Origin of the sequence: Burkholderia sp. LS-044, assembly GCF_004803625.1 — a bacterium.
Taxonomy (GTDB): domain Bacteria; phylum Pseudomonadota; class Gammaproteobacteria; order Burkholderiales; family Burkholderiaceae; genus Burkholderia; species Burkholderia cepacia.
Genome location: NZ_SSWO01000006.1, coordinates 271,323 through 294,596, shown reverse-complemented (window position 1 = coordinate 294,596; position 23,274 = coordinate 271,323). Strand labels below are relative to the sequence as shown.

General features: G+C 66.8%; 20 protein-coding genes. 7 read left to right on the top strand and 13 right to left on the bottom strand.

Annotated features, from left to right (window positions below; genetic code table 11):
* Positions 1-587 precede the first annotated feature (587 nt).
* Positions 588-2,171, top strand: a complete 1,584-nt coding sequence (locus tag E9536_RS18260) for an isocitrate lyase (RefSeq protein WP_021161457.1) — start codon at positions 588-590, stop codon at positions 2,169-2,171.
* Between the two features lie 85 nt (positions 2,172-2,256).
* Here E9536_RS18260 and E9536_RS18255 read toward each other — a convergent pair whose 3' ends face one another.
* On the bottom strand, positions 2,257-3,156 hold the full coding sequence (locus E9536_RS18255) for a LysR substrate-binding domain-containing protein (RefSeq protein WP_136470337.1): 900 nt from the start codon (positions 3,154-3,156) through the stop codon (positions 2,257-2,259).
* 122 nt (positions 3,157-3,278) lie between these two features.
* Between E9536_RS18255 and E9536_RS18250 the strand changes: the two genes are divergently transcribed.
* Complete coding sequence (locus E9536_RS18250; protein ID WP_059698543.1) at positions 3,279-3,722, top strand: DMT family transporter; 444 nt, start codon at positions 3,279-3,281, stop codon at positions 3,720-3,722.
* A gap of 252 nt (positions 3,723-3,974) precedes the next feature.
* Here the strand turns inward: E9536_RS18250 and E9536_RS18245 are convergent, their stop codons facing one another.
* The 7 genes from E9536_RS18245 to E9536_RS18215 all read right to left on the bottom strand — a co-directional run bounded on the left by E9536_RS18245 (position 3,975) and on the right by E9536_RS18215 (position 9,471).
* On the bottom strand, positions 3,975-5,480 hold the full coding sequence (locus tag E9536_RS18245) for an aldehyde dehydrogenase family protein (protein ID WP_136470336.1): 1,506 nt from the start codon (positions 5,478-5,480) through the stop codon (positions 3,975-3,977).
* A 33-nt stretch (positions 5,481-5,513) separates the two neighbouring features.
* Positions 5,514-5,954, bottom strand: coding sequence for a cytochrome c (locus E9536_RS18240; RefSeq protein ID WP_217443839.1), 441 nt, complete (start codon positions 5,952-5,954; stop codon positions 5,514-5,516).
* Between the two features lie 101 nt (positions 5,955-6,055).
* A complete protein-coding gene (locus E9536_RS18235; protein ID WP_060206617.1) occupies positions 6,056-6,556 on the bottom strand; it encodes a cytochrome c in 501 nt (166 codons plus the stop codon).
* Positions 6,553-7,089, bottom strand: coding sequence for a methylamine dehydrogenase light chain (locus E9536_RS18230; protein ID WP_136470334.1), 537 nt, complete (start codon positions 7,087-7,089; stop codon positions 6,553-6,555). The genes E9536_RS18235 and E9536_RS18230 overlap by 4 nt, the downstream gene beginning before the upstream one ends.
* Before the next feature lie 39 nt (positions 7,090-7,128).
* Positions 7,129-7,755 (bottom strand): methylamine dehydrogenase accessory protein MauD, encoded by a 627-nt coding sequence (gene mauD / locus E9536_RS18225; protein ID WP_021161465.1) that lies wholly within the window; start codon positions 7,753-7,755, stop codon positions 7,129-7,131.
* On the bottom strand, positions 7,752-8,306 hold the full coding sequence (locus E9536_RS18220) for a MauE/DoxX family redox-associated membrane protein (protein ID WP_136470333.1): 555 nt from the start codon (positions 8,304-8,306) through the stop codon (positions 7,752-7,754). Before E9536_RS18220 ends, mauD begins: the two co-directional genes overlap by 4 nt.
* Before the next feature lie 7 nt (positions 8,307-8,313).
* Complete coding sequence (locus tag E9536_RS18215) at positions 8,314-9,471, bottom strand: amine dehydrogenase large subunit (protein WP_136470332.1); 1,158 nt, start codon at positions 9,469-9,471, stop codon at positions 8,314-8,316.
* Positions 9,472-9,715: 244 nt separating this feature from the next.
* On the opposite strand from E9536_RS18215, the gene E9536_RS18210 reads away from it, so the two are divergent.
* From E9536_RS18210 to E9536_RS18190, 5 genes are all read left to right on the top strand, one after another.
* Entirely contained in the window at positions 9,716-10,678 is a 963-nt protein-coding gene (locus E9536_RS18210) for a helix-turn-helix domain-containing protein (protein WP_060173689.1), read from the top strand.
* A gap of 88 nt (positions 10,679-10,766) precedes the next feature.
* The gene (locus E9536_RS18205) at positions 10,767-11,711 is read left to right on the top strand and encodes a GlxA family transcriptional regulator (protein ID WP_021161470.1); all 945 of its coding nucleotides are present in this window, start codon (positions 10,767-10,769) and stop codon (positions 11,709-11,711) included.
* A 497-nt stretch (positions 11,712-12,208) separates the two neighbouring features.
* On the top strand, positions 12,209-13,921 hold the full coding sequence (locus tag E9536_RS18200) for a M36 family metallopeptidase (RefSeq protein WP_027789713.1): 1,713 nt from the start codon (positions 12,209-12,211) through the stop codon (positions 13,919-13,921).
* A gap of 79 nt (positions 13,922-14,000) precedes the next feature.
* A complete protein-coding gene (locus E9536_RS18195; protein ID WP_136470331.1) occupies positions 14,001-15,254 on the top strand; it encodes a M20/M25/M40 family metallo-hydrolase in 1,254 nt (417 codons plus the stop codon).
* Between the two features lie 175 nt (positions 15,255-15,429).
* Positions 15,430-15,792: a YbjQ family protein gene (locus E9536_RS18190; protein ID WP_124919565.1), complete on the top strand. Its 363-nt coding sequence runs from the start codon at positions 15,430-15,432 to the stop codon at positions 15,790-15,792.
* A gap of 6 nt (positions 15,793-15,798) precedes the next feature.
* Here E9536_RS18190 and E9536_RS18185 read toward each other — a convergent pair whose 3' ends face one another.
* The 5 genes from E9536_RS18185 to betC form a co-directional block, all read right to left on the bottom strand.
* Positions 15,799-17,049 (bottom strand): MFS transporter, encoded by a 1,251-nt coding sequence (locus E9536_RS18185; RefSeq protein ID WP_136470330.1) that lies wholly within the window; start codon positions 17,047-17,049, stop codon positions 15,799-15,801.
* Positions 17,050-17,299: 250 nt separating this feature from the next.
* Positions 17,300-18,712, bottom strand: coding sequence for a cysteine--tRNA ligase (gene cysS / locus E9536_RS18180; protein WP_136470399.1), 1,413 nt, complete (start codon positions 18,710-18,712; stop codon positions 17,300-17,302).
* A 359-nt stretch (positions 18,713-19,071) separates the two neighbouring features.
* On the bottom strand, positions 19,072-20,211 hold the full coding sequence (locus tag E9536_RS18175) for a porin (RefSeq protein ID WP_027789718.1): 1,140 nt from the start codon (positions 20,209-20,211) through the stop codon (positions 19,072-19,074).
* Between the two features lie 260 nt (positions 20,212-20,471).
* A complete protein-coding gene (gene choX / locus E9536_RS18165; protein ID WP_136470328.1) occupies positions 20,472-21,440 on the bottom strand; it encodes a choline ABC transporter substrate-binding protein in 969 nt (322 codons plus the stop codon).
* Between the two features lie 45 nt (positions 21,441-21,485).
* Positions 21,486-23,021, bottom strand: a complete 1,536-nt coding sequence (gene betC, locus E9536_RS18160; protein ID WP_027789720.1) for a choline-sulfatase — start codon at positions 23,019-23,021, stop codon at positions 21,486-21,488.
* Between the last annotated feature and the right edge of the window lie 253 nt (positions 23,022-23,274).

Below are 23,274 nucleotides of genomic sequence, written 5' to 3'. Positions count from 1 at the left end.
CGTGGCAGCCGGTGCGCGGGGTGTGCGCCGACCTGCATCGTGGGAGTAAAAGTAACGAGCCATATTGGTCGCGAGAAGACCGGCGGCGACCTGTTCTTGACAGATTGCGACTATGAGTGGAAACCACTAGGTTTCTTGAAAGGCTTGTTGGACGGGGTTCTTGCGCGTATTGCGAGGGAATTCAGCTTGTCCACATGCGGCGCGCCGCTTGGGGCTCCGCCAGGACGAAACGGAGCGCCGGTGCGGCTTCTGGCGCGGCACGCGCACGCCGCACCGACGAACGGGTGTCATGGACGCATGTGAAGCTGGCCCGGCCTCCAGCAGCCGAAAGCGCGTTTCGTATTGCGGAATCCACACCGATTTCCCGCGCCGCCGCGTTTTCGCCGCTTGAAAACTTGTTTTGCATCGCAAAAACAGCAGCGTAACCCATTGAAAAACAACAAAAAATAATGTCTTATGTCTTATATAAGACATCACCAAAAGCTCAACGAGCGGCGTTACTATTTATCCCATGCAGTTCGCTGCGACAGACGTAGCGGGCACGCTCAACCAGTTACTCAAACGCGCTTTGCTCCCAGGAGATTGACATGGCCCAGTATCAAGACGACATCAAGGCAGTTGCCGGTTTGAAGGAAAACCACGGCAGCGCGTGGAATGCGATCAGCCCCGAGTACGCCGCCCGCATGCGTGCCCAGAACAAGTTCAAGACGGGCCTGGACATCGCCAAGTACACCGCGAAGATCATGCGTGCCGACATGGCCGCCTACGACGCCGACCCGTCCAAGTACACGCAGTCGCTGGGTTGCTGGCACGGCTTCATCGGCCAGCAGAAGATGATCTCCATCAAGAAGCACTTCAACAGCACCGAACGCCGCTACCTGTACCTGTCCGGCTGGATGGTCGCCGCGCTGCGCTCCGAGTTCGGCCCGCTGCCGGACCAGTCGATGCACGAAAAGACCTCGGTCAGCGCGCTGATTCGCGAGCTCTACACGTTCCTGCGCCAGGCCGACGCCCGTGAACTGGGCGGCCTGTTCCGCGAACTCGATGCCGCCAAGGACGCTGCAGCGAAGGCCGCGATCCAGGACAAGATCGACAACCACGTCACGCACGTCGTGCCGATCATCGCCGACATCGACGCCGGTTTCGGCAACGCGGAAGCCACGTACCTGCTGGCCAAGCAGTTCATCGAAGCGGGCGCATGCTGTATCCAGATCGAAAACCAGGTGTCCGACGAGAAGCAGTGCGGCCACCAGGACGGCAAGGTCACCGTGCCGCACGAGGACTTCCTGGCCAAGATCCGCGCGATCCGCTACGCGTTCCTGGAACTGGGCGTGGACGACGGCATCATCGTGGCCCGTACCGACTCGCTGGGCGCCGGCCTGACCAAGCAGATCGCCGTGACCAACACGCCGGGCGACCTGGGCGACCAGTACAACGCGTTCCTTGACTGCGAAGAACTGTCGGCCGACCAGCTGGGCAACGGTGACGTGGTCATCAAGCGCGACGGCAAGCTGCTGCGTCCGAAGCGCCTGCCGAGCAACCTGTTCCAGTTCCGCGCCGGCACGGGCGAAGCGCGCTGCGTGCTCGACTGCATCACGTCGCTGCAGAACGGCGCCGACCTGCTGTGGATCGAAACCGAAAAACCGCATATCGCGCAGATCGGCGGCATGGTCAGCGAGATCCGCAAGGTCATCCCGAACGCGAAGCTGGTGTACAACAACAGCCCGTCGTTCAACTGGACGCTGAACTTCCGTCAGCAGGCGTACGACGCGATGAAGGCGGCAGGCAAGGACGTGTCGGCATACGACCGTGCGCAGCTGATGAGCGTGGAGTACGACGAGACGGAACTGGCCACGCTGGCCGACGAGAAGATCCGCACGTTCCAGGCGGACGCATCGCGCGAAGCAGGTATCTTCCACCACCTGATCACGCTGCCGACGTACCACACCGCCGCGCTGTCGACCGACAACCTGGCCAAGGAATACTTCGGCGACCAGGGCATGCTGGGCTACGTGGCCGGCGTGCAGCGCAAGGAAATCCGTCAGGGCATCGCCTGCGTGAAGCACCAGAACATGTCCGGCTCGGACATCGGCGACGACCACAAGGAATACTTCAGCGGCGAAGCAGCACTGAAGGCGGCAGGCAAGGACAACACGATGAACCAGTTCTGATCGTCGCCATACCGGAAGCACGACGCCAGCCCGTTTCGACGGGTTGGCGTTTTTTTATCCGGCGGGATGACTCACGGGGTGCCCGTCAGGCATCGTCCCGTGCGCTTCCCGCTGCGATCACGCGCACGAACGCGTCCGCCAGCGCCGTCGGCTCGATCGGCAGCACCAGCGCGCACGTCGATTTTGCGTCGTCATCCGAGATCGGCACGAAGACGACTCCGTCGATACCGAGGCTCGCCATCCGTTCCGGCACGATCGCCACGCCCTGCCCGGCCGCGACGAGATTCAGCATCGACGTCTTCGGCGACACGATCCGGGCGGTCGCGGGCACGAATCCCCGTTTCAGGCAAAGGTCGATCACGACGCGCGCCAGTCCGCCCCGCTCCCGATACACGGCCGATACGAACGGCTCGTGCCGCAGCCGCGAGATCGCGATGCGCCGGCGGCCCGCCAGCGGGTGATCGGCCGGCACCGCCACGCACAAACGCTCGGCCGCGAGCTCGACGAAACGGACGCGCGGATCGCGGCGCAGCACCGGCACACGAACGATCCCGATATCGGCGTTACCGTTCGCGATCTCCAGTACCTGATCCTCGGACGACGCGCGGTCGAGATCGATCCGCGCACCCGGGCACGCGCTCATGAAACGCTCGAGCACCGGCATCAGGCTGCCAACGGGAACGGTGCTCGAATGCAGGAACCGCAATACGCCCGCCTCACCGCGCGACAACCGTGCGCCCTCCTCGGCCGCGGCAGCCAGGGTCGCCGGAATCGACGCGACGCGATCGCGATAGATCGCGCCGGCCGCCGTGAGCCGCACGCCCCTCGGCTCCCGGTCGAACAGCGGGAACCCCAGTTCGTCTTCCAGTTGACCGATCTGCCGGCTCAGCGCCGACTGCGCGACATGGAGCGCGCTCGCGGCCGGCGTGAAGCCGCCGAGATCGGCCACGGTCAGGAAGTACTGAATTTGCCTCAGGGATGGCATGCCGAAACGAGATGGATAAGCGCCCGATTTGATATTTGCGTTATACCGTCGCGCTTCCCAGAATGGAAGCCTGCCGTGCCGGAACCGCCGTCACGGACCACATCGCCGGAGCCGCCCTCTTCGTGACTACTCTCCTGTCGTATCTGCTGGCCGTCGCCGCCGGCATCAGCGTGGCGTTGCAACAGGTGCTCAACGCCAACCTCCGCGCGCAGCTCGGTTCGCCGTGGTGGGCCGGGTCGGTCAGCTACCTCGTCGGCCTGGCCGCGATGCTCGCCGTCGCGCTCCTGTCCCCGCATCCTCGCCTGAGCGGCACCGTCGCCGATGCGGGGTCGTGGTTCAGCTGGACCGGCGGATTCTTCGGCGCGGTGTTCGTCGGCATCGCGATCCTGATGGTGCCGCGACTGGGCGCCGCGACGACGCTCGCGCTGATCGTCGTCGGGCAGATGACCGGCGCGCTCGTGTTCGACCATTTCGGTGTGCTCGGCATCCAGCAGCATTCGGCCAGCCCGATCCGCCTGGCCGGTGCGGCGTGCCTCATTCTCGGCGTGGTGCTGGTTCGTGCGTGATGCGTTCGTGGCGTTCGTGGCGTTCGCGCGTCCGCTCGGATGTCGTGCTTCGACCCGGCCGGCTGGCCTTGCGCACCGCCTGGCGCCGCATCGAGCGGATGCCTCAGGTCGAGGGCGCCTGCGCCGAACGGGATCGGCGCGTGACTGCAGCCCGCCGCCGGCGCCCGGCCGCGATGCCCAGATCCGGATGGGCCCGCCTGCGGCATGCGCGCGCGGCCGACGTGGCGGCAACGCACGCACCTGCCGCTACGCTCATGCGTAGTTCATCATCACCGACTTGCTTTCCGTGTACTGGTCGATCACCGCGCGACCGAGTTCGCGGCCGAAACCCGACTGCTTCATCCCGCCGAACGGCATCGCGTTGTCGAGCAGCGAGTGGCAGTTGACCCACACCGTGCCCGCGGCGATGCGCGGGATCAGCTTGTGAATCGCGGAAAGGTCGTTCGACCAGATGCTCGCGCCGAGGCCGTACGGCGTGTCGTTGGCGAGCTGCACGGCCGTGTCGACGTCGTCGAACGGCATCGCGACGAGCACCGGCCCGAAGATCTCCTCGCGCACGACGCGCATCGCCTGCGTCGTATCGACCAGCACGGTCGGCTCGACGAAGAAGCCCGGGCCCTCGATCGCGCGGCCGCCCGCCGCGGCGCGCGCGCCCTCGCCGAATCCCGAATCGATATAACCGCACACGCGCTCGCGCTGCTTCGCCGAGACGAGCGGGCCGATCTGCGTCGACGGATCCATCCCCGGGCCGATCTTCAGGCTCGAGGCGATCTTCGCGACACGCCCGATCACGTCGTCGAACACCTTCGCGTGGATGTACGCGCGCGACCCGGCCGTGCACACCTGCCCCTGGTTGAAGAAGATCGCGTTCGCCACACCCAGTGCGGCCTTGTCCGGATCGACGTCGGGCAGCACGATCACCGGCGACTTGCCGCCGAGTTCCAGCGACATCCGCGTCATGTTGTCGAGCGCCGCGTGGCCGATCGTCTTGCCCGTCTGCGTCGAGCCCGTGAACGCGATCTTGTCGATGCGCGGATCGCGCGACAGCGCGGCGCCGGCCGTATGACCGTAGCCGGTGACGATATTGACGACGCCGTCCGGGAAACCGGCCGCCTGGATCAGCTCGCCCAGGCGCAACGCACTCAGCGGTGTATCTTCCGCGGGTTTCAACACCACGGTGCAGCCCGTGGCCAGCGCGGGCGCGAGCTTCCACGCTGCCATCAGCAGCGGGAAATTCCACGGAATGATCGCGCCGACCACACCGACCGGCTCCTTGCGCGTGTAGGTGAAGATCTCGCTGTCGGGCAGGTACGGCATGCCCGCGTCGATCACGCTGCCTTCGATCTTCGTCGCCCAGCCGGCCATGTAGCGGAAGCACTGCGCGGCCATCGCGACGTCGAGCCCTTGCGCCACCATCACGGGCTTGCCGTTGTCGAGCGACTCGATCTCGGCCAGCTCGCGCGCATTCGCTTCGATCAGGTCGGCGAGCGTCAGCAGCAGACGCTCGCGGTCGGTGGTCTTCGCGGTGCGCCACGGCCCCGCATCGAATGCGCGCCGCGCGGCCGCGACGGCCTGTTGCACGTCGTGCTCGTCCGCTTCGGGCACACGCGCGAGCACGGTGCCGTCGGCCGGATTCACGACGTCGAGCCGGCTGCCCGACGCGGCGTCGCTCCACTCGGCGCCGATCAGCATCTTCTTCGGCTTCGCGAGAAACGCGCGCGTGGCGTCGAGCAGCGGAAAGTCCTGGTTTGTCTCCATCTTCGTTCTTCCTCGATTTCCTGAATGGGTCGGTCAGTAGCGATCCACGACGCCGTCGACCCCGCGTGCCTGCAACGCGCGAACGAGGCCGGCGCGCACGGTCGCGACGTCGGAATAGGCAGGACGGCGGTGCGCGGCGACTTCGGCGGCCGTATAGGGCTTGAAGTCGCGCGGCAGCGCGTCGCGGTTCATGGTCGTGAGTACCCAGTTGAGCACGTCGGCCAGGTCCTGGTCCGACAGTGCCGAGTTCGATGCGCCGGGCACGCGCATCACGTACTCGCGCCCGGCCGGCAGATGCGTGAAATAGCCGAGCGAGTTCGCGAGCGGCGGCACCTTGCCGGCGATACCGCCGCCCGTGGCCGTGTGGCAGCCCATGCAGTTGAGCACCCAGTGCTGCCGCGCGAGCGCCGCGTCGGCCGCGCCTTCCGCATGCGCGGGTGCCGCGGTCAGGCCGACGACCGCCCCGGCAAGCATCAGCAGCGACGACAGGGGGCGCGACAGGTTGCCGAACCACGATGCCGCCGCGCGCCGCGCGCGCGGCGCGACGTCGCAAACGCGGGATGCACGGGCAACCTTCACAGGCCGAGCCCCTTGACGACGACGTCGCGTTGCGCATGAACGGCCGTGCCGTCCATCGCCTTCGCACGCGCCGCGCGGATGTCGGCCGCCGTGAACGGCTTCGCATCGCCGTGCTGCGCGTTGAGATCGAACACGACGTAATTGAGCACGTGCGCGATGTCGTCGTCGCTCGCGCTCGCAAACGACGGCATCTTGAAGTTGTAACGCTTGTCGCGCACCTTGATCTCGCCGAACATCCCGTGCAGCAGTGTCGCGACCAGTTGCGCACGCCCCGCCTCGGCCGTCGCATACTTGCCCGGATACTCGGTCAGCGGCGGCGCGAGGCCGTCCTGCCCTTTCCCGCCCGCCTGGTGGCACACCGCGCACTGCGCGTCGAACAGGCTCTTGCCGGCCGGGTAATGCACGGCGTCCTGCGCGCGGGCGGCGCCCGGCAACGCGAAGGCTGCCACGGCTGTCATGCACGCGACTGCGATCTTTCCTGCTTGCTTCACTTTCATTGCTTCGCCGCTCCCAACAGAACCGAAACCGAACAGTGGTAATTCGAATTGCTGTTCGCCATGCACCAGTTGATGTCGTTGTTCAACGACAGCTTGTACAGCGGCTTCTCGCGCTCGTTGCGGTTGCAGAAGCACTTGCCGCACGACGTCTTGCCGCAGCAATCGTTGTACGACACGATGTAGTCCGAACCGTCGTGCGGATTGCGGCAGGTGCCGATCCACGTGATCGGCGAAGGCGTCGTGCCCGGCGGGCAACTGCTCGACGTGCCGCCGCAACAACTGCACAGCCAGCCGTCGATCGCGCAGTATTTCCAGTAGTCGCAGCTCATCGGATCGTCGCTCGCCCCCGAGGCGGCGGCACCGGATGCGCCCGACGCCGCATCGGCCGCATACGCGGTGCGATCGACCGGCAGCAGCGGCAGCATCGCCGATCCCACCAGCACCTTGCCGAGCTTCGCCATCGCGCTGCGCCGCGAACTATGCTGCGCGACGCCGCGCGCCGACCGCTCGAACCATGAATCAAACAGGCCCATGTCGTTGTTCTCCCTTGACGTTGAAAGAGGGTCGGCCGGTCATGCGTGCTGCGCGTGCGCGTCGTGGCTGTGATCGCCGTGCACGAACTGCTGCAGCGATGCGACGCCGCGCTCCTTCGCTTCGAACAGGCTCTCGAGATGCTCGCGCGTATTGACGAGGCCCTTCGCACGCACCGTGCCGGTTTCGTCGAGCAGCACCGCATACGGCAGCTTGCCGATCTGGTACGCGAGGCCGAGCTCCTGCGACAGCACGTACGGGAAACGCCCGAGGTCGTGCTTGCGCGCGAAGCGCGTGTGTTCGTCGATATCGCCGTCGCTCGCGAGCACGATGTTCACCGGCGTCGATTCGCTCGCCTGCAGCGACGGCAGCAGCGGCAGCAGCTTCTTGCAGACGGGGCACGTCGGCGACAGGAAGAACAGCAGCGTCGCCTTACCCGACGCATCGATGCCGCCGACCTTCACCTGCGAGCCGCGAATGTCGGTCAGTTCGAACGCCGGCGCGATCGCGCCGACCGCCGGCCCCTTGTCGATCATCAATGCGCCGGCCGGCATGATGCGTTCGTACAGGATGCCGATCTGGCGCACGAGCGCGAGACAGATCGCGCCGAGCGCGAGGACGGCCACCCACAGCAGGGCGGTGGAAACGGTGAGAGCGGTTTGCATCATGAATTCCTCAGATGGGAAAGGCGCGGTACGTTGGCGAGCAGCACGTCAACGGTGAGCAGCGCGCAGACGATCAGCAGCACGGAGAAGAACAGCGTCAGGTAGTCGAACCACACGACCGCGCGCGCGCCCGGCTCGACAAGCGCGGTCGCGGCCAGCGCGGCGAGCAGCAGCGCGCGACCGACGTGCAGCCAGCCGATGCCGCGCGGCGCATCTGCTCGCGCGGCCGCGAAGCCGGAACAGCCGCAGTCGATGTCGGTGTGGCCGCGCAGGAGATTGATCGCGATCGCCGCCGCGAAGGCGACGAGCAGCGCGATCAGGCCGATCGCGCCGGCCATGCGCGTATCGGGAAACAGCAGTGCCGCCGCGCCGACGGCTTCCGCGAGCGGAATCGCGAACGCGACGGGCGCGGTCAGCGCGTCGGGCAGCAGCCGGTAGCCTGCGAGTGCGTGGCTGAACGCGGCGGGCCGGCGCATCTTCGCGAAAGCGCCGAGCAGCACGACGACGGCAGCGCCGGCCTGCGCGCTGGTGGCAAGTACGGGATCGAGCGTCATCGCGGCCTCACGGGTTGACGAGCAGCGACGACGTATTGCCGATCTGCTTCTCGACGTGCTGCAGCTTGCCCGTGCGCGCATCCATCACGACGAGGTCGGAGGTCGCCGTCAGCCCGTAGAACAGCGGCTTGTCGTCCTCGCTGACCTGGATCGACACGAGGGGATCGATCTTCTGCTGCGCAAGATCCCAGCGCGCGACACGCTGCTTCGACTTCAGGTCGACCACCCACACCTGCGTGCCGGGGTCCTTGTGCGAGCCGTCGCCGCCCTTGTGCATCAGCACGTAGTAGCGGTTCTGCTTCGCCTGCACGGCCGTCTGCTGCATGCCGCCCGGGCGCCAGCCTTCGGCGCGCTCGGCGTCCGTCAGCAGCGGCCACGGCTTGCCGAACACGGGCTTGTCGCCGCTGAAATCCGCGCTGCGCACGTTGCCGCCGTAGGTCGTAAACAGATAGTCGCCCTTGTAGCGCGACGCGTTCACGAACGCCGGATCCTTGTCGACGTCGATGAACGCATCCGACATCGTGCGCTTCGTTTCCTTGCCGTTCGCGTCGAGCGTGACGGTCAGCGCCTTGCCGCTTTCACACAGCGCCGTGAAGCGGTCGTTGCCCGACGGATACGCGAGCACGCAGGCCGCCGTGTCGATCTCCGACAGCACCTTCTTCGAGACCGCGTCGATCACCGTCACCGATGCGGCCGGCGTGATGTTCGCGACGTACAGCCGCTTGCCGTCCGCGCTGAACGCGGTGTTGTACGGCGACGGCACGTGCTGCGCATGCTTCGCCGGAATCACGATCTCGCCCGCATGATCGAGCGTCGTGTTGTCGGTGATCTCGACGACGTCGGTGCGCGTGCCGTGCGAGCCGCGCGAGAAGTACGTCGTCGCGACGAAGCTCGTCTTGCGGTCCGGCGAGATCGCGAGGCCCGGGCCGAAGCCGCCGTCGATCTGCCCGAGCAGCTTCTTCGCATCGGCGTCGTACACGTAGATGCGTCCGTCGGTCATCGACGGCATCGAGATGTCGACGATATAGACCTCGTGCGGATGCCAGGGCGGCATCTTCTGCACGACCAGTTCTTCCGGCTTTTCCGTCGCATTCGCGCCGCCGGCCCATGCCGCCGCGAACGCCAGCGTCGCCGCGAGCACCGCGGTTCGTCGCCTTGTCCTCATGTCGCCTCCAGTTGGGGAATCACGTAACGTGGGGCGACTGTAGTTCGACAATAAATCCGGTCAGCACCCGGACCGGCACCGCGTGCGTGCCGATTCGGGATATTGGAAAACCGCCTGAAAGGCACGCCGGCCGAAGGCTTCCGACCCTCCGACAAATGCGCCCGGAATAGCGCTGCCCCTTATTGCGCCGACCGCGCGGCCGGTTTAATCTTGCGCGGTCCTGATCGACGCACCCGGAGGCGCTGTGTTCGTGTTTCACGAGAGGTTCGACAACGCGGACCGGCATGCCGAGGCGCTGCGCGGCTGGAACCAGCGCTACGACCAGATCGGCTCCGGCGCGTATCGCAGCGCGGTCAAGCATGCGGTGCTGGACAGCGTGCAGCTGTTCCAGGAAGCCGCCAACGTTCGCATCATCCAGCGCGGAAGATTGCCGCACGACCAGACGGTGTTCGGCATGCCGCTCACCGGCTCGGGTGCGTTCGCATTCGGCGGGACGCGCATCGAACGCGGCACGATGGTGCTGGCGCGCGGCGGCACTCCGTTCGAGCTGCACTCGCCCGACGACATGTCGCTGATCGGTGTCGTCGCCAACGGCGAACTGATGCAGCAGATCGAGGATGCGGCCGATGTCCGCCTCGACGAAGCCACGTTGCGGCGCGGCGTCGTCGACATGCCCACCGCGGTGCTGATGCGCGCGAGCGTGCAGATCGCGACGCACCTCGAGCGTGTATTGTCGGCACCCGATACCTTCCGCGACGCACGCGCGCAGCGCGAACTGCGCGGCGCTATCGGCAACGTGCTCGTCGATCTCCTCACGTACCGGATTCCCGAGCCGTCGAACCGTCTCACGCATGCGTGCCGCGCCGACATCGTGCGCCGCGTGCACGACTACGTGATCGACCATCCCGAAGCACCGGTCGACGTGCTGAGCCTGTGCACCCAATTGCGCGTGAGCCGGCGCACGATGCAGAACAGTTTCCAGTCGGTCGTGCAGACCAGCCCGTTGCATTACGTGCGATCGCTGCGCCTGTCGCAAGTACGGCGGATGCTGCTCGACACGCGGCAGGCCGACCTGCCGATCAGCGACGCGGCCGCACGCTGGGGCTTCATCCACCTCGGGCATTTCGCGAACGCCTACAAGGCGCAGTTCGGCGAGTTGCCGTCGACCACCGCACGCCGTTCCGCGCGCGGCGCAAAAACGCGCTGAGGCCGCGCAAAACCCGCGATAATCTCCGGCTGACCGTTCGCCGCCCCGCGCGACACGCGACGACCACCGGATTCCATTGCCTGCCCCGATGCCCGAGGATTTCCACTTCCTGCTGCTGCCCGGCTTTTCCGCGCTCGGCTTCATGTCCGCGGTCGAACCGCTGCGCGTCGCGAACCGCTTTCGCACGGAGCTCTATCGCTGGCACGTGATCAGCGCCGACGGCGCGCCCGTCGCCGCGAGCAACGGCATTCCGGTCGCCGCCGAAGCCGCGTGCGCGGAGGTCGAAACGGTCGATACGGTGTTCGTCGTCGCCGGCTTCGATCCGCTCGTGTGCTACACGCGCGCGATCGGCGACTGGCTGCGCCGCCAGCACCGTCATGGTGCAACGCTCGGCGGCATCGACACGGGCAGCTTCGTGCTCGCGGAAGCCGGGCTGTTCGACGCGTCGCAGCCGCTCACGCTGCACTGGGAAGCGCTGGCCGCGTTCCGTGAACGCTACCCCGGCCTGAACGCGACGCAGGAGCTGTTCGAGATCGACGACCGGCGCATCACGTGCGCGGGCGGCACCGCGTCGATCGACATGATGCTCGACCTGATCGGGCGGCGGCACGGTGCCGATCTCGCGGCGGCGATCTCCGAGCAGTTCGTGGTCAGCCGGATCCGGCAGCGCTCGGACAGCCAGCGGCTCGAGATCGCCGCGCGCTACGGCGTGCACAACCGCAAGCTGATCCAGGTGATCGGCACGATGCAGCGGCACATGGAAAACCCGCTCGGCTCCGATGCGCTCGCGCAGGAGGTGTCGATCACGCGGCGCCAGCTCGAACGGCTGTTCAGCGCGACGCTGAACGACACGCCGACGCATTTCTACCTGAACCTGCGGCTCGATCGCGCGCGTGAACTGCTGCAGCAGACCGACATGAGCATCACGTCGGTGTGCGTCGCGTGCGGGTTCGAATCGCCGTCGCATTTCTCGCGCACGTATCGCGCGCGATTCGGCCTGAGCCCGCGCAGCGACCGTCGCGCGACGCGCTGATCGTCACGGGTTTCAAGCACAATCCAGCACGGAATTGCGCGTTTCGGCAACGTTTCCCGCCGCTCGCTGAACAATGCCGGCGATTGATCGACGGACTGAAGAGGTCATCGAAAATAAACTGGAATGTCGTTGAAAATATTCTGTAACATACCAAAAAAAGTTAGATAGGCAGCCTAACGACATGCATGCCGCATCTCGGCAGGCTGCCACCGATATCGATTCGATCCGAGGGGTATGACATGACGATGCTCGATTCACCGTCGCCGCACCTGCCTGCCGTTCGATTCTTCGTTCGCCGCTTCGCGCGCGCCTTCTCCCGCGTTTCACCCGCTACTCCCGCCGGTTTCTTTTCGACCTGACATTTAGGTTTCCTTAGTCAGTCGACGCTCCCAACACCGCTTCGCCGCACCGCCTCCATCGAGCCGGCGCGCGGGCCGTGTCGTGCCTGCGCGCCACGAACGCGCGGGCGTGTCCAACCGTTGAGATGAGGATCACGTATGCAGACATCACGCAAAGCACTGCCGCTCGCCCTGGGTCTCGCGCTCGGTTTCGGCATCGTCGGCGGCACCGCGGCCGATACGAAAGTCTCGAATCCGCAGGCAACGAGCCTGCGCGAAAGCCTGACACGCGGCGTCGCGCCGCCGGCCGCCAGGTCGGATACGGCCGCCGGGCAGTTCCGCGCGGACGGCGTCGCCGTCACGCTGTACAACCCCGCCTATCGCGCGAAGAAGGCCGCCGCGACGCCCGCCGCCACCGCCCGCGACTTCGTCGCGTCGCAGGCCGCGCAACTCGGGCTCGACGCGACCGCGCTCGCGAGCCTCGTCGTCACGTCGGAGCGCAGCGACGCCGAGTTCACCGTCGTGCGCCTGCAGCAGCAGGCAGCCGGATTGCCCGTGTACGGCAGCGAAATCGCGGTGACGGTCGCGAAGGACGGCCGCATCCTGTACGTCGCGAGCAACACGATCAACGGCGTGGTCGCGAAGTCGGGCAAGGCGCAGGCCGTCGACCAGCAGCAGGCGCTCGACCGCGCACGCGCGTATCTCGGCGTGAGCGGCTTCACGAACCAGGATGCGCAGCTCGTCGCCTTCGTCGACAAGGCCGGCACGCATACCGCGTGGAAAGTGCGCGGCCGCCCGAACGACGGCCCGAAAGGCGACTGGGAACTGCTGATCGACTCGGGCAGCGGCGAAGTGCTGCGCGCCGAGGACAAGGCGTTCTACGCGACCGACGGCACGGGCTTCGTGTTCCGGCCCGACCCGCTGTCGCCGACCAAAAGCAGCTACGGCAGCACGGGCTACAAGGACAGCAACGACGTCGATTCGTCGCAACTCACCGCCGCGCGTGTGCGCGTGACGCTGAAGGATCTCGCGCAGTCGGGTGCGCGTTATTCATTGTCGGGCCCGTATGCGGCATGCGTCGATTTCGACGCGCCGCGCGACAACGCGTGCCCCGTGCAGTCGACCCCCGCATTCGAATTCACGCGCGGCAACCTGTATTTCGAGGCGGTGAACGTGTACTACCACATCGACACGTTCCTGCGTTACGTGAACCAGACGCTCGGCATCAAGGCGCTGCCGTACCAGTACACGGGCGGCGTGCAGTACGACCCGCACGGCGAATCGGGCGACGACAACTCGTCGTATTCGTCGAGCAGCGGCCGGCTGACCTTCGGGCAAGGCGGCGTCGACGACGCGGAGGACGCGGACGTCGTGATCCACGAACTCGGCCACGGTATCCACGACTGGGTGACGAACGGCGGCCTGTCGCAGCAGGAAGGGCTGTCGGAAGGCACCGGCGACTATCTCGCCGCCGCGTACAGCCGCGACTTCAACCAGTGGAGCCCGTCGGATGCGCAGTACCACTGGGTCTACAACTGGGACGGCCACAACGAGTTCTGGGGCGGCCGCGTGACCAACTGGAACGTCGGACGCACCTATGCGCAGGCACGCGGCGCGGAGATCCATACGGCCGGCCAGTACTGGGCCTCGTGCAACCTCGTCGCGCGCGACGCGATCGGTGCGCAGGCGATGGACAAGGCGTTCCTGAAGGGGCTGTCGATGACCAACGGCTCGACCAACCAGAAGGCCGCCGCGCAGGCGGTGCTGACGGCCGCGTCCGCGCTCGGCTACAGCAGCGCGCAGCTGACCGCGATCGGCAATGCGTACAACCAGAGTTGCACGTACGGCGTGACCGTACCGAAGAAGTCGTAATCCCGCAGCAGGCGGGGGCGCATCGCACGACCTGTGACGCGCTCCCTTCATCGACATCGCCATCCTCACGAGATCGAACATGCCTACTCTGAAACTCACCCGCCTGAGCGCCGCGCTGGGCGCCATGCTGCTGACCGCCGCCGCGCACGCGACGCCGGTATGGATCACGCTCGGCGACGCGGCGTTCCGCCAGTTGCAACGCATCGACGCAAGCGCCACCGCGCAATACAGCACGACCCTCGACGCCGGCAAGGCGGCCGACGGCGCGTCGCGCCGCGAGACCGTACACGTCGTCGAAATCGACGATTCACGGCTCGGCGAACTGGCCCATGCCGTCCACCATACGCGCGGCCACGGGCCCGGCTATGTCGTGCACGACTCGTTCGACGACGCGCGCCAGGCACTGCAGCCGTTGCCGACGCCGCTCGCGAAGCAGGCCGCGGCTTCCACGTACAAGGTTTCGAACGCGCCGCAGATCGGCACGTGGATCCTGCAGCTGCAGGCCAGCAACATCGTCGGCACGATCACGTCGCTGTCCGGCTTCACGAACCGCTACTACACGACGTCGCACGGCGTCGCCGCGTCGGACTGGCTCGCGCTGCAGTGGAAGCAGCTGGCCGGCTCGCGCGCCGACATCACCGTCGAGCAGTTCGCGCACACGGGCTTTCCGCAGAAATCCGTGATCCTGACGATCCGCGGCAGCGATCCGGCCGCGGGCACCGTCGTGCTGGGCGGCCACCTCGATTCGACGGTCGGGCGCACGACGGAAAACACGCGCTCGCCCGGCGCGGACGACGATGCGTCGGGCATCGCCAGCCTCACCGAAGCGCTGCGCGTGCTGCTGGCGAACAACTACCGGCCGAAGCGGACGATCAAGTTCGTCGGGTACGCGGCCGAGGAAGCCGGCCTGCTCGGCTCGAAGGCGATCGCGAAGCAGTTTCGTGCGCAAAACGCGAACGTGGTCGGCGTGCTGCAGCTCGACATGACGAACTACAAGGGCGACCCGAAGGATATCTACCTGATCACCGACTACACGAACGCGTCGCAGAACACCTACCTGACGAATCTGGCGAAGACCTACCTGCCGGAACTCGCGATCGGCACGTCGCAGTGCGGGTATGCGTGCTCGGATCATGCGTCGTGGAATGCGCAAGGGTATCCGGCGTCGTTCCCGTTCGAGGCCGATCAGAACGACAGTCCGTATATCCATACCGTGAACGACACGCTGGAGAATTCGGATCGGCAGGCGAACCATGCATTGAAGTTCGGCAAGCTCGCGCTGGCCTACGCGGTCGATCTCGGCGGCAACGGCAGTGCGACCGTGACGCCCTGACGGCGTGCGGCCGGGCTGTTCGTCCGGAAATGACGGAAGCGTGTGCTCGCGGTTTGCATATGCTTCCGTCGCGAAGCGTTCTCCGCGGTCGCGGCGTTGCCCCGTCGTCGAACCGGGTACGCCGCCTCGTCCGGATAGAATCCCCGTTCGACCACTTCGCTACACGCTTCCCGCCATGACCGATTTCTCCCGCTCCATCGACGATCTGTCGCCCGCCCGGGTCACGACCGCGTTCGACCTGCCCGGCCACACGACCGTTCGCTCGCTCGGCGTCGCCCAGGGCATCGTCGTGCGCTCGCGCTCGATCGTCGGTTCGTTCGGCGCATCGCTGCAGACGATCTTCGGCGGCAACATCACTCTCTACACGTCGCTGTGCGAAAAAGCCCGCCAGCAGGCCTTCGACAAGATGCTCGCCGACGCCCGCAAGCTCGGCGCGAACGCGATCATCGCGATGCGCTACGACTCGACCGAGATCGGCTCGGGCGTCACGGAAGTCCTCTGCTACGGCACGGCCGTGCGCGTGACGCAGGACGCGTGACGCCCGTCACGCGTCGCGCTCGAGCGACTTCATGGTCGTGAGCTGCGGGAACAGCCGCATCCACGTGAGTGCAACGGCGATCGTCGCCGCGCCGCCGACGACGATCGCGGCCGGCGCGCCCCACCATGCAGCCGTCACGCCCGATTCGAATTCGCCGAGTTGATTCGACGTGCCGATGAACAGCGAGTTGACGGCACTGACACGGCCGAGCATGTCGTCGGGCGTGCGCAGCTGCACGAGCGACAGGCGCACGACGACGCTCACCACGTCCGATGCGCCGAGCGCCGCCAGCGCGACGAGCGACAACACGAAATTCCTCGACAGCCCGAACACGATCGTCGCGATGCCGAACGCGATCACGCCGCCGAACATCGCGCGGCCGGGCCGGCCCCTGAGCGGAAAGCGCGTGAGCCACAGCGTGCCCGCGAGCGCGCCGACCGCCGGCGCCGCACGCAACGCGCCGAGCCCCCATGGCCCGACCTGCAGGATGTCGCGCGCGTAGATCGGCAGCAGCGCGGTCGCGCCGCCGAACAGCACCGCGAACAGGTCGAGCGACAGCGCGCCGAGGATCGCCGGTTCGCGCCGGATGAATGCGATGCCTGAAAACACCGAACGGAGCGTCACCGGTTCGCGCGCGGGCGGCGCGCTGCGCAGCGGAATCGTGCCGCTCAACACCGCCGCGAACGCGAACGCGACGACGCTCGTGCCGAACGCGACGGGCGCGCCGACGCCATACAGCAGGCCGCCGAACGCGGGCCCGAGAATCTGCGCGGCCTGGTTCGCCGAGGTCGACAACGCGGTCGCGCGCGGCAGGTCGCTGCGCGGCACGACGGCCGGCAGCAGCGACGACACCGACGGCGACTCGAACGCGCGGGCCGTGCCGACGATCGCCGCGAGCGCATACACGGCCGGCGCGGCCAGCCACCCTTGCGCGGCACCGAGCAGGAACACGCCGGCGGCCAGCGCCTCGACGGCCTGGCAGATCGTCGCGATGCGCCGGCGGTCGTAGCGGTCGGCCACCTGCCCGACGACGAGCGTCAGCGCGAACATCGGCACGAACTGCGCGAGGCCGACGAGGCCGAGTGCGAACGCGCTGTGCGTGAGCGCGTAGACGTACCACCCGATTGCAACCGACAGGATCTGGAAAGCCAGGGAAGACATCACGCGCGTGCCCCAGAAGCGCTGGAACGGTGCGTGACGGAACAGGTTGACGGGCAACGGGGATAAAGGACTGGGATCGGGCACGGAGTCGGTCATCGAGGTCTCGGCGGTCGGCGCAGCACGCCGGCACCGTTCGGGAAAGCGACTGCGCACGCCGATGCATGCGCGCGACAACGGTACGGACGCGGCGAAATCGCGATGATATGCCAAGCGCGCAAAACGGGCCGGGGACGTGGCCCGCAACATCGCGCGGACTCGGGGAGCGACGCATCCGGCGGCCGCGTCGATCGCGGCCGCCGGATGGCGGCTCGGGCACGGGATCTTCCGATGCAGGCGGCCGCGGGCTTCAGCGGGGCGGAACGCCCTCGTCGGTCGCGCCGCCGGCGATGCCGAACAGGCGTTGACCTTCCGGAGTGTCCTCGACTCGCCAACCCTGCGCGCTCAACGCTTCCCGTATCCGGTCGGCCTGCACCCAGTCCTTGTCCGCTCTCGCGCGCTCGCGTTCCGCAAGCAACCCGCGAACGTGTTCCGGAATGTCGGGCGCAACCGGCCTCCATGCGCGCAGACCGAGGCCCAGCACGGCGTCGAAGCTGTCCACGGTCGCTTTCAGCGTCGCGGGTGGCAGGTTGCTCCTGACCAGATCCCAGAGCACCGCGAGCGCCCTGGGCAGATTCAGGTCCTCGTTCACTTCCGCGTCGAATCGCGCGGCGAAATCCGCATCGACACGCCCTCCGTCCGGCCATCCGGCATACAGGTGCCGAAGCCGGGTCAGCGCGGTGTGCGCGGCATCGAGCGACGCCCACGTGAAATGCAGCTTGCTCCGGTAATGGGCCGTCAGGCACAGGTAACGGTACGCGAGCGGGTCGATATTCCGGCTCTGCAAGGTCTGCAGACGAACGAAATCGCCGCTCGACTTCGACATCTTCGTATCGGCGTCGAGCGTCAGGAAGTGCCCGTGCATCCAGTAATTCGCGAGGTTCGTGCCGTGGGCCGCCCGCGTCTGCGCGATCTCGTTGCTGTGATGCACGGCAATGTGATCCTCGCCGCCGCAATGGATATCGAACAACGTCCCGAGATACTTCGCCGACATCGCCGAGCATTCGATATGCCAGCCCGGAAAGCCGCGCCCCCACGGGCTGTCCCATTCCATCTGCCGCTCGACGCCGGCCGGGCTGAACTTCCACAACGCAAAATCCGTGATGCTCCGCTTGTCGCCCAGCGCGACCCGCTTGCCCGCCTGCAACCCCGCGCGGTCGAGCCGCGCGAGATAACCGTAGTCATCCTGCCGACTGGTGTCGAAGTAGAGGCCGTCGTCCGTGCGATAGACGTAGCCGTCCCGGTCGAGCGTATCGATGAACGCGACCTGTTCGGTGATGTGATCCGTGGCGCGGCACCAGACCGTCGGCTCGAGCAGGTGGAGCGCGCGCCAGTCCCGCACGAAAGCGTCGGTGTAGCGCCGGGCGATGGCCCACGCCGATTCGCCGGTCCGGCGGCTGCCCTTTTCCATCTTGTCTTCGCCTTCGTCCGCATCCGAAGTCAGGTGGCCGACGTCGGTGATGTTGACGACGTGCCGCACCTCGTATCCGTTGCGCACCAGTATGCGGCGCAGCAGATCCTCGAACACGTAGGTTCTCAGGTTGCCGATGTGGGCGTCGTCGTAGACCGTGGGGCCGCAGCAGTACATGCCGACCTGCCCGGCCCGGATTGGCGTGAACGGGCGTACGGTACGCGACCAGGTGTCATACAGCGCAAGCGGCATCGAGTTTCTCCGTCCGAAGGTGTCGGCCCAAAAACAAAAAGGCCGCCTGTCTTGCATCACAGGCGGCCGGAAGGCGATTGCTTGAATGTTCAGCGAGTTCGCTGGACGCAACTTCCCCCTGGCATGTTCTGACAACATGCGCGGAGCAGCGAAGAGAGGAAATGGGCGCGATCAAGCATGGGGACGATGCTAGCGTCTATAGACGGCACCGGTCAATACCGTCGGGCAGCCCCCCGGCAGCGGGCCGTGACCGGACGGCTCTCGTGCCAGCTCCCCCCGTCAGGCAAAAAAAAGCGCGAACCTCGGTTCGCGCCAAAGAGAGACCTCGCTGAAGACGTCACAACCTCACACCACCCCGCTCAGAACGAATGGCGCATCCCGATCCGCACGTCGGCCTGCGTCTGCGTCGTCGACGGCGTGAAGCTGTAGCCGACCACCGCATCGACGCCTTGCGACGCGCGCAGGTAATCGCCGGAGATATACACGTCGGTACGCTTCGACAGCAGGTAATGCAGGCCCGCCGTGCCCTGGTTCCAGTGATGGCCTTCGAAGCGCGTGTGCTGGTAGCCCGCGATCAGGCTCAGCGCCGGCGTGAACTGGTACAGGCCGCCGCCTTCATACACCTGCATGTGCGACGACTGGCCGAAACCCTTGATCGTCGTGTACGAGAAGTTGGCGTCGAGCGTCAGCTTGCCGATCGTGTAGCTCGAGCCGATGCCGAACGTGCCCTGGCTGTCGACGTTCATCGGCGTGTTCGCGAACAGGTCGGTGCGTGCGCCGGTCGCCGGATCGACGGTGACGGTTTGCTGGCCGAGGAACGTGTGCGTGCCGATCATCGCGTACGGGTCGAACGCATAGATGCCGTTCGGGTTGTTCAGGCGCGTGTACGCGGCGCCGATCGAGAAGTCGCCCTTCGTGAAGCTCGCACCCGCGCTCCATGCGCTGTTGCGGTGGAAGTTGCCGGCGACGTTGCCGAACGAGTACATCGCGCCGAACTTGAAGCCGCTGAGGTCGTTCGACAGGAACTTCACCGAATTCGGCAGGCGGTCGCCGTTGAAGCGGTCGAAGTCGCCCTGGTGGATCGCATAACCGCTGCCCCACGCGGAGATGTTGTAGATCGACACGAGTTCGTTCGTGATGTCGAGCTGGTTGCCGAACGACAGCGTGCCCCAGTCGTTCTGCAGGCCGACATACGCCTGCCGGCCGAATTCGGCGCCGCCGAAGCCGAGCTGGCCGGTGCCGAGGCGGAAGCCGCTCTCGAGGGTGAACACGGCCTTCAGGCCGCCGCCGAGGTCTTCCGTGCCCTTCAGGCCGAAACGGTTTCCGTACGCGACGCCGTCGTCGAACTTGACCACGTGCGAGCCGCCCGTGTTGTTCACGTACGTGATGCCCGCGTCGAGAATCCCGTACAGCGTCACACTGCTCTGCGCATGCCCGATGGCAGGCACGCAGGCCGCGCATGCAAGCGCGGCGGCTACGGCAACTTTGGTGTGCTTCATTGTCGACCACCCTCCCTGAACCGTTCGATGGAAAGAATCTCGTCCCGGCGCGTGCTGCGATGCGCCGGTGGATTCGAATTCGGTACGCCCGCTGGCTTCGGCATTTCGTTTTCCGCAATAACGCAGCCATTGGCGAAAAATACAAACCCATATTTCGCGTCACCCGTCTGAAGGCGACAACAAATGGTCACGATGCGACCCGGTCGGGAAAACACGTAGACGGGCGGCGCGGTCGAAACCGGCCGCCCGGAAGGAGGGAATCAGTGCCCGTCGAGGGCCGCGCGCACCGCCGGCAGGCCCGGAGCGCCGGCCGCCGTCGTCACGCCGTCCAGCCAGCCGGCAACCAGCGCCGGGTCGGATTTCAGCGCACGCTGCGCCGCGAGCGCGGGCGACGTCTTGTGGTCGAGCATGTCGGCGATCATCCGGTTCTCGACGTCGACGGAGAACGTCATCTGCCGGAACAGCCGCGCCAGGTTCGCGCACTGGCCGGCGAACCCGGCGCGCGTGACCGTATTGACCGTCGCGCCGCCGTAGTTCGGGCCGAAATACGCATCGCCGCCCGACAGGTAGGTCAGGTGGAACTTCGTGTTCATCAGATGCGGCTCCCAGGCCAGGAACACGATCCACCGCTTGTCGCGCACCGCGCGCTCGACCTGCGTGAGCATGCCCGTCTCGCTCGATTCGACGAGCGACCAGTTCGCGGCCCCGAGCGCGTGGTCGGCGAGCAGCCGCTTGATGTTCTGGTTCGCGGGCGCGCCGGGCTCGATCCCGTAGATCTTGCCGCCGAAGCGGTCCGCATGGCGCGCGAGATCGGCGAACGTATGCACGCCGGCGGCGGCCACGTAGTCGGGCACCGCGAGCGTGAACTTCGCGCCGCTCAGGTTCGCGTGCAGCACGTCGATCGACTTCTCGTCGACGAACGGCTTCACGAGCGGCGCCTGCGCGGGCATCCAGTTGCCGAGGAACACGTCGACCTGCCCTTTCTTGAGCCCCTGGTACGTGATCGGCACCGACAGGTTCGCCACGTCCTGCCGATAGCCGAGCGCCTTCAGCACGACGCCCGCCATCGCGTTCGTCGCATCGATGTCGGTCCAGCCGGGCGCCGCCATCTTCACGTCGCCGCACGTCTGCGGGTCGGCCGCGTGCGCAGGCTGCGTCGCCGCCACGCACGCGGCGGCGGCGAGCGCCGCGCCGATCCTTCGGATTGCTGCATTGCGTTGCCGTTTCATGGTTCGCTTCCTCCGTCGTTCTTCAATGATCGCGATGTGGTCCGTTCAACGCCCGATGCGCGGAAAGCGCGCCATCGCCTCGAGCGTGTCGAGTTCGATGTGATTGCGCATGTAGCGCTGGCTCGCGTCGGTGAACGGCTGCCAGTCCCACGCGTGGATGCGGCCCTGCGTCGTCGCCGCGTAATGGAAACGCCGGCGCCGCTGGCTCGCGCGCACCTGCCGGTCCAGTTCGGGCAGGTTCCAGCGCTGCGCGGCTTGCGCACGGAACGCGGCCAGCACGTCCGCGGCTTCCGGCGTGCCGGCGAGGTTCGTCAGCTCGCGCGGGTCGTCGCCAAGGTGATAGAGCTGGTCGGGATCGGCCGGGCAATGCACGTACTTCCAGTCGCCGCTGCGGATCATCACGACCGGCGCGACCGCACCTTCCGCGAGGTATTCGCCGAGCGCAACTTCGTGCGCCGGCGTGCCGTTCAGGTGCGGCACGAGGCTTGCTCCGTCGACGGGGTCCGGCCAGCCGCCGGCGGGGGCGGCGCCGGCCAGATCGACGAGCGTCGGCAGCAGGTCGACGTGCGACACCGGCCCGCGCACGCGCGCGGCGCCGAAGCGGCCCGGCGCATGTACGATCAGCGGCACGCGGCAGCCGCCCTCGAAGAACGTCATCTTGTACCAGAGCCCGCGTTCGCCCAGCATGTCGCCGTGGTCGGACGTGACGATCACGATCGTGTCGTCGGCGAATCCGCACTGTTCGAGCGCGGCCAGCACGCTGCCGAACTGCGTGTCGACGTACGAGGTTGCGCCGTAGTACGCGCGACGTGCGGCGCGGATCTGTTCGTCGGTGGGCGGTGTGCGGTCGTTCTCGCAGACGAAGCGCAGCCGCTGCGAATGCGGGTCGCTTTCCGCCGCGTCGAGGCGCACGGCCGGCAGGTCGATCTCGTCGTCGCGATAGAGATCCCAGTATTCGCGCGTGATCGCATACGGGTCGTGCGGATGGGTCAGCGACACGACCATGCAGAACGGCCGCGCATCGTGCCCGGCCGCCCGTTCGCGCGCGACGTCGTACAGCTTCTGCTTCGCGGCGAACGTGACCTCGTCGTCGAAATCGAGCTGGTTGGTGCGCACGCACGGGCCCGCGTCGAGTACCGAACTCATGTTGTGATACCAGCTCGGCCGCTCCGCCGGGCTGTCCCAGTCGGGCACCCAGCCGAAATCGGCCGGATAGATGTCGGTCGTGAGCCGCTCCTCGAAGCCGTGCAACTGGTCGGGCCCGCAGAAATGCATCTTGCCGGACAGCATCGTCCGGTAGCCGCCCGCGCGCAGATAGTGCGCGAACGTCAGCGTTTGCGCCGGCAATTCGGCGGCGTTATCGTAGGCGCCGATCCCCGACGGCAGCTTGCCGGTCAGCAGCGAAAAGCGCGACGGCGCGCACAGCGGGCTCGCGCAATAGGCGGCGTCGAACACCACGCCTTGCGCGGCGAGACGGTCCAGCGTCGGCGTGCGCGCGACGCGATTGCCGTAGGCCGGCAGCGCGAACGGCGTAAGCTGGTCGGCCATCAGGATCAGGATGTTGGGTGTCGGGTTCGTCATCGGCAGTCGTGGGGAAAACGGTGTTCGAATGGAACGGCGCGCCGCTCGCGCAGCGAGACGTCCGGCATGACGGAAGCGGCCCGACGAAAGTGCCGCGCGGGCACGCCGCGCTGGCTAGAATCGCGGAATGCGTTGCGTGCCCCACCGTGGAGCGGAATGTGCAGCGGGCCGTGAAGCAGCCTGTGAAGCAGCCCGTGAAGCACGTGTGCCGCACCGTCCGATGCACTATCGCCTGCCCGAATTCGCGCGGGAA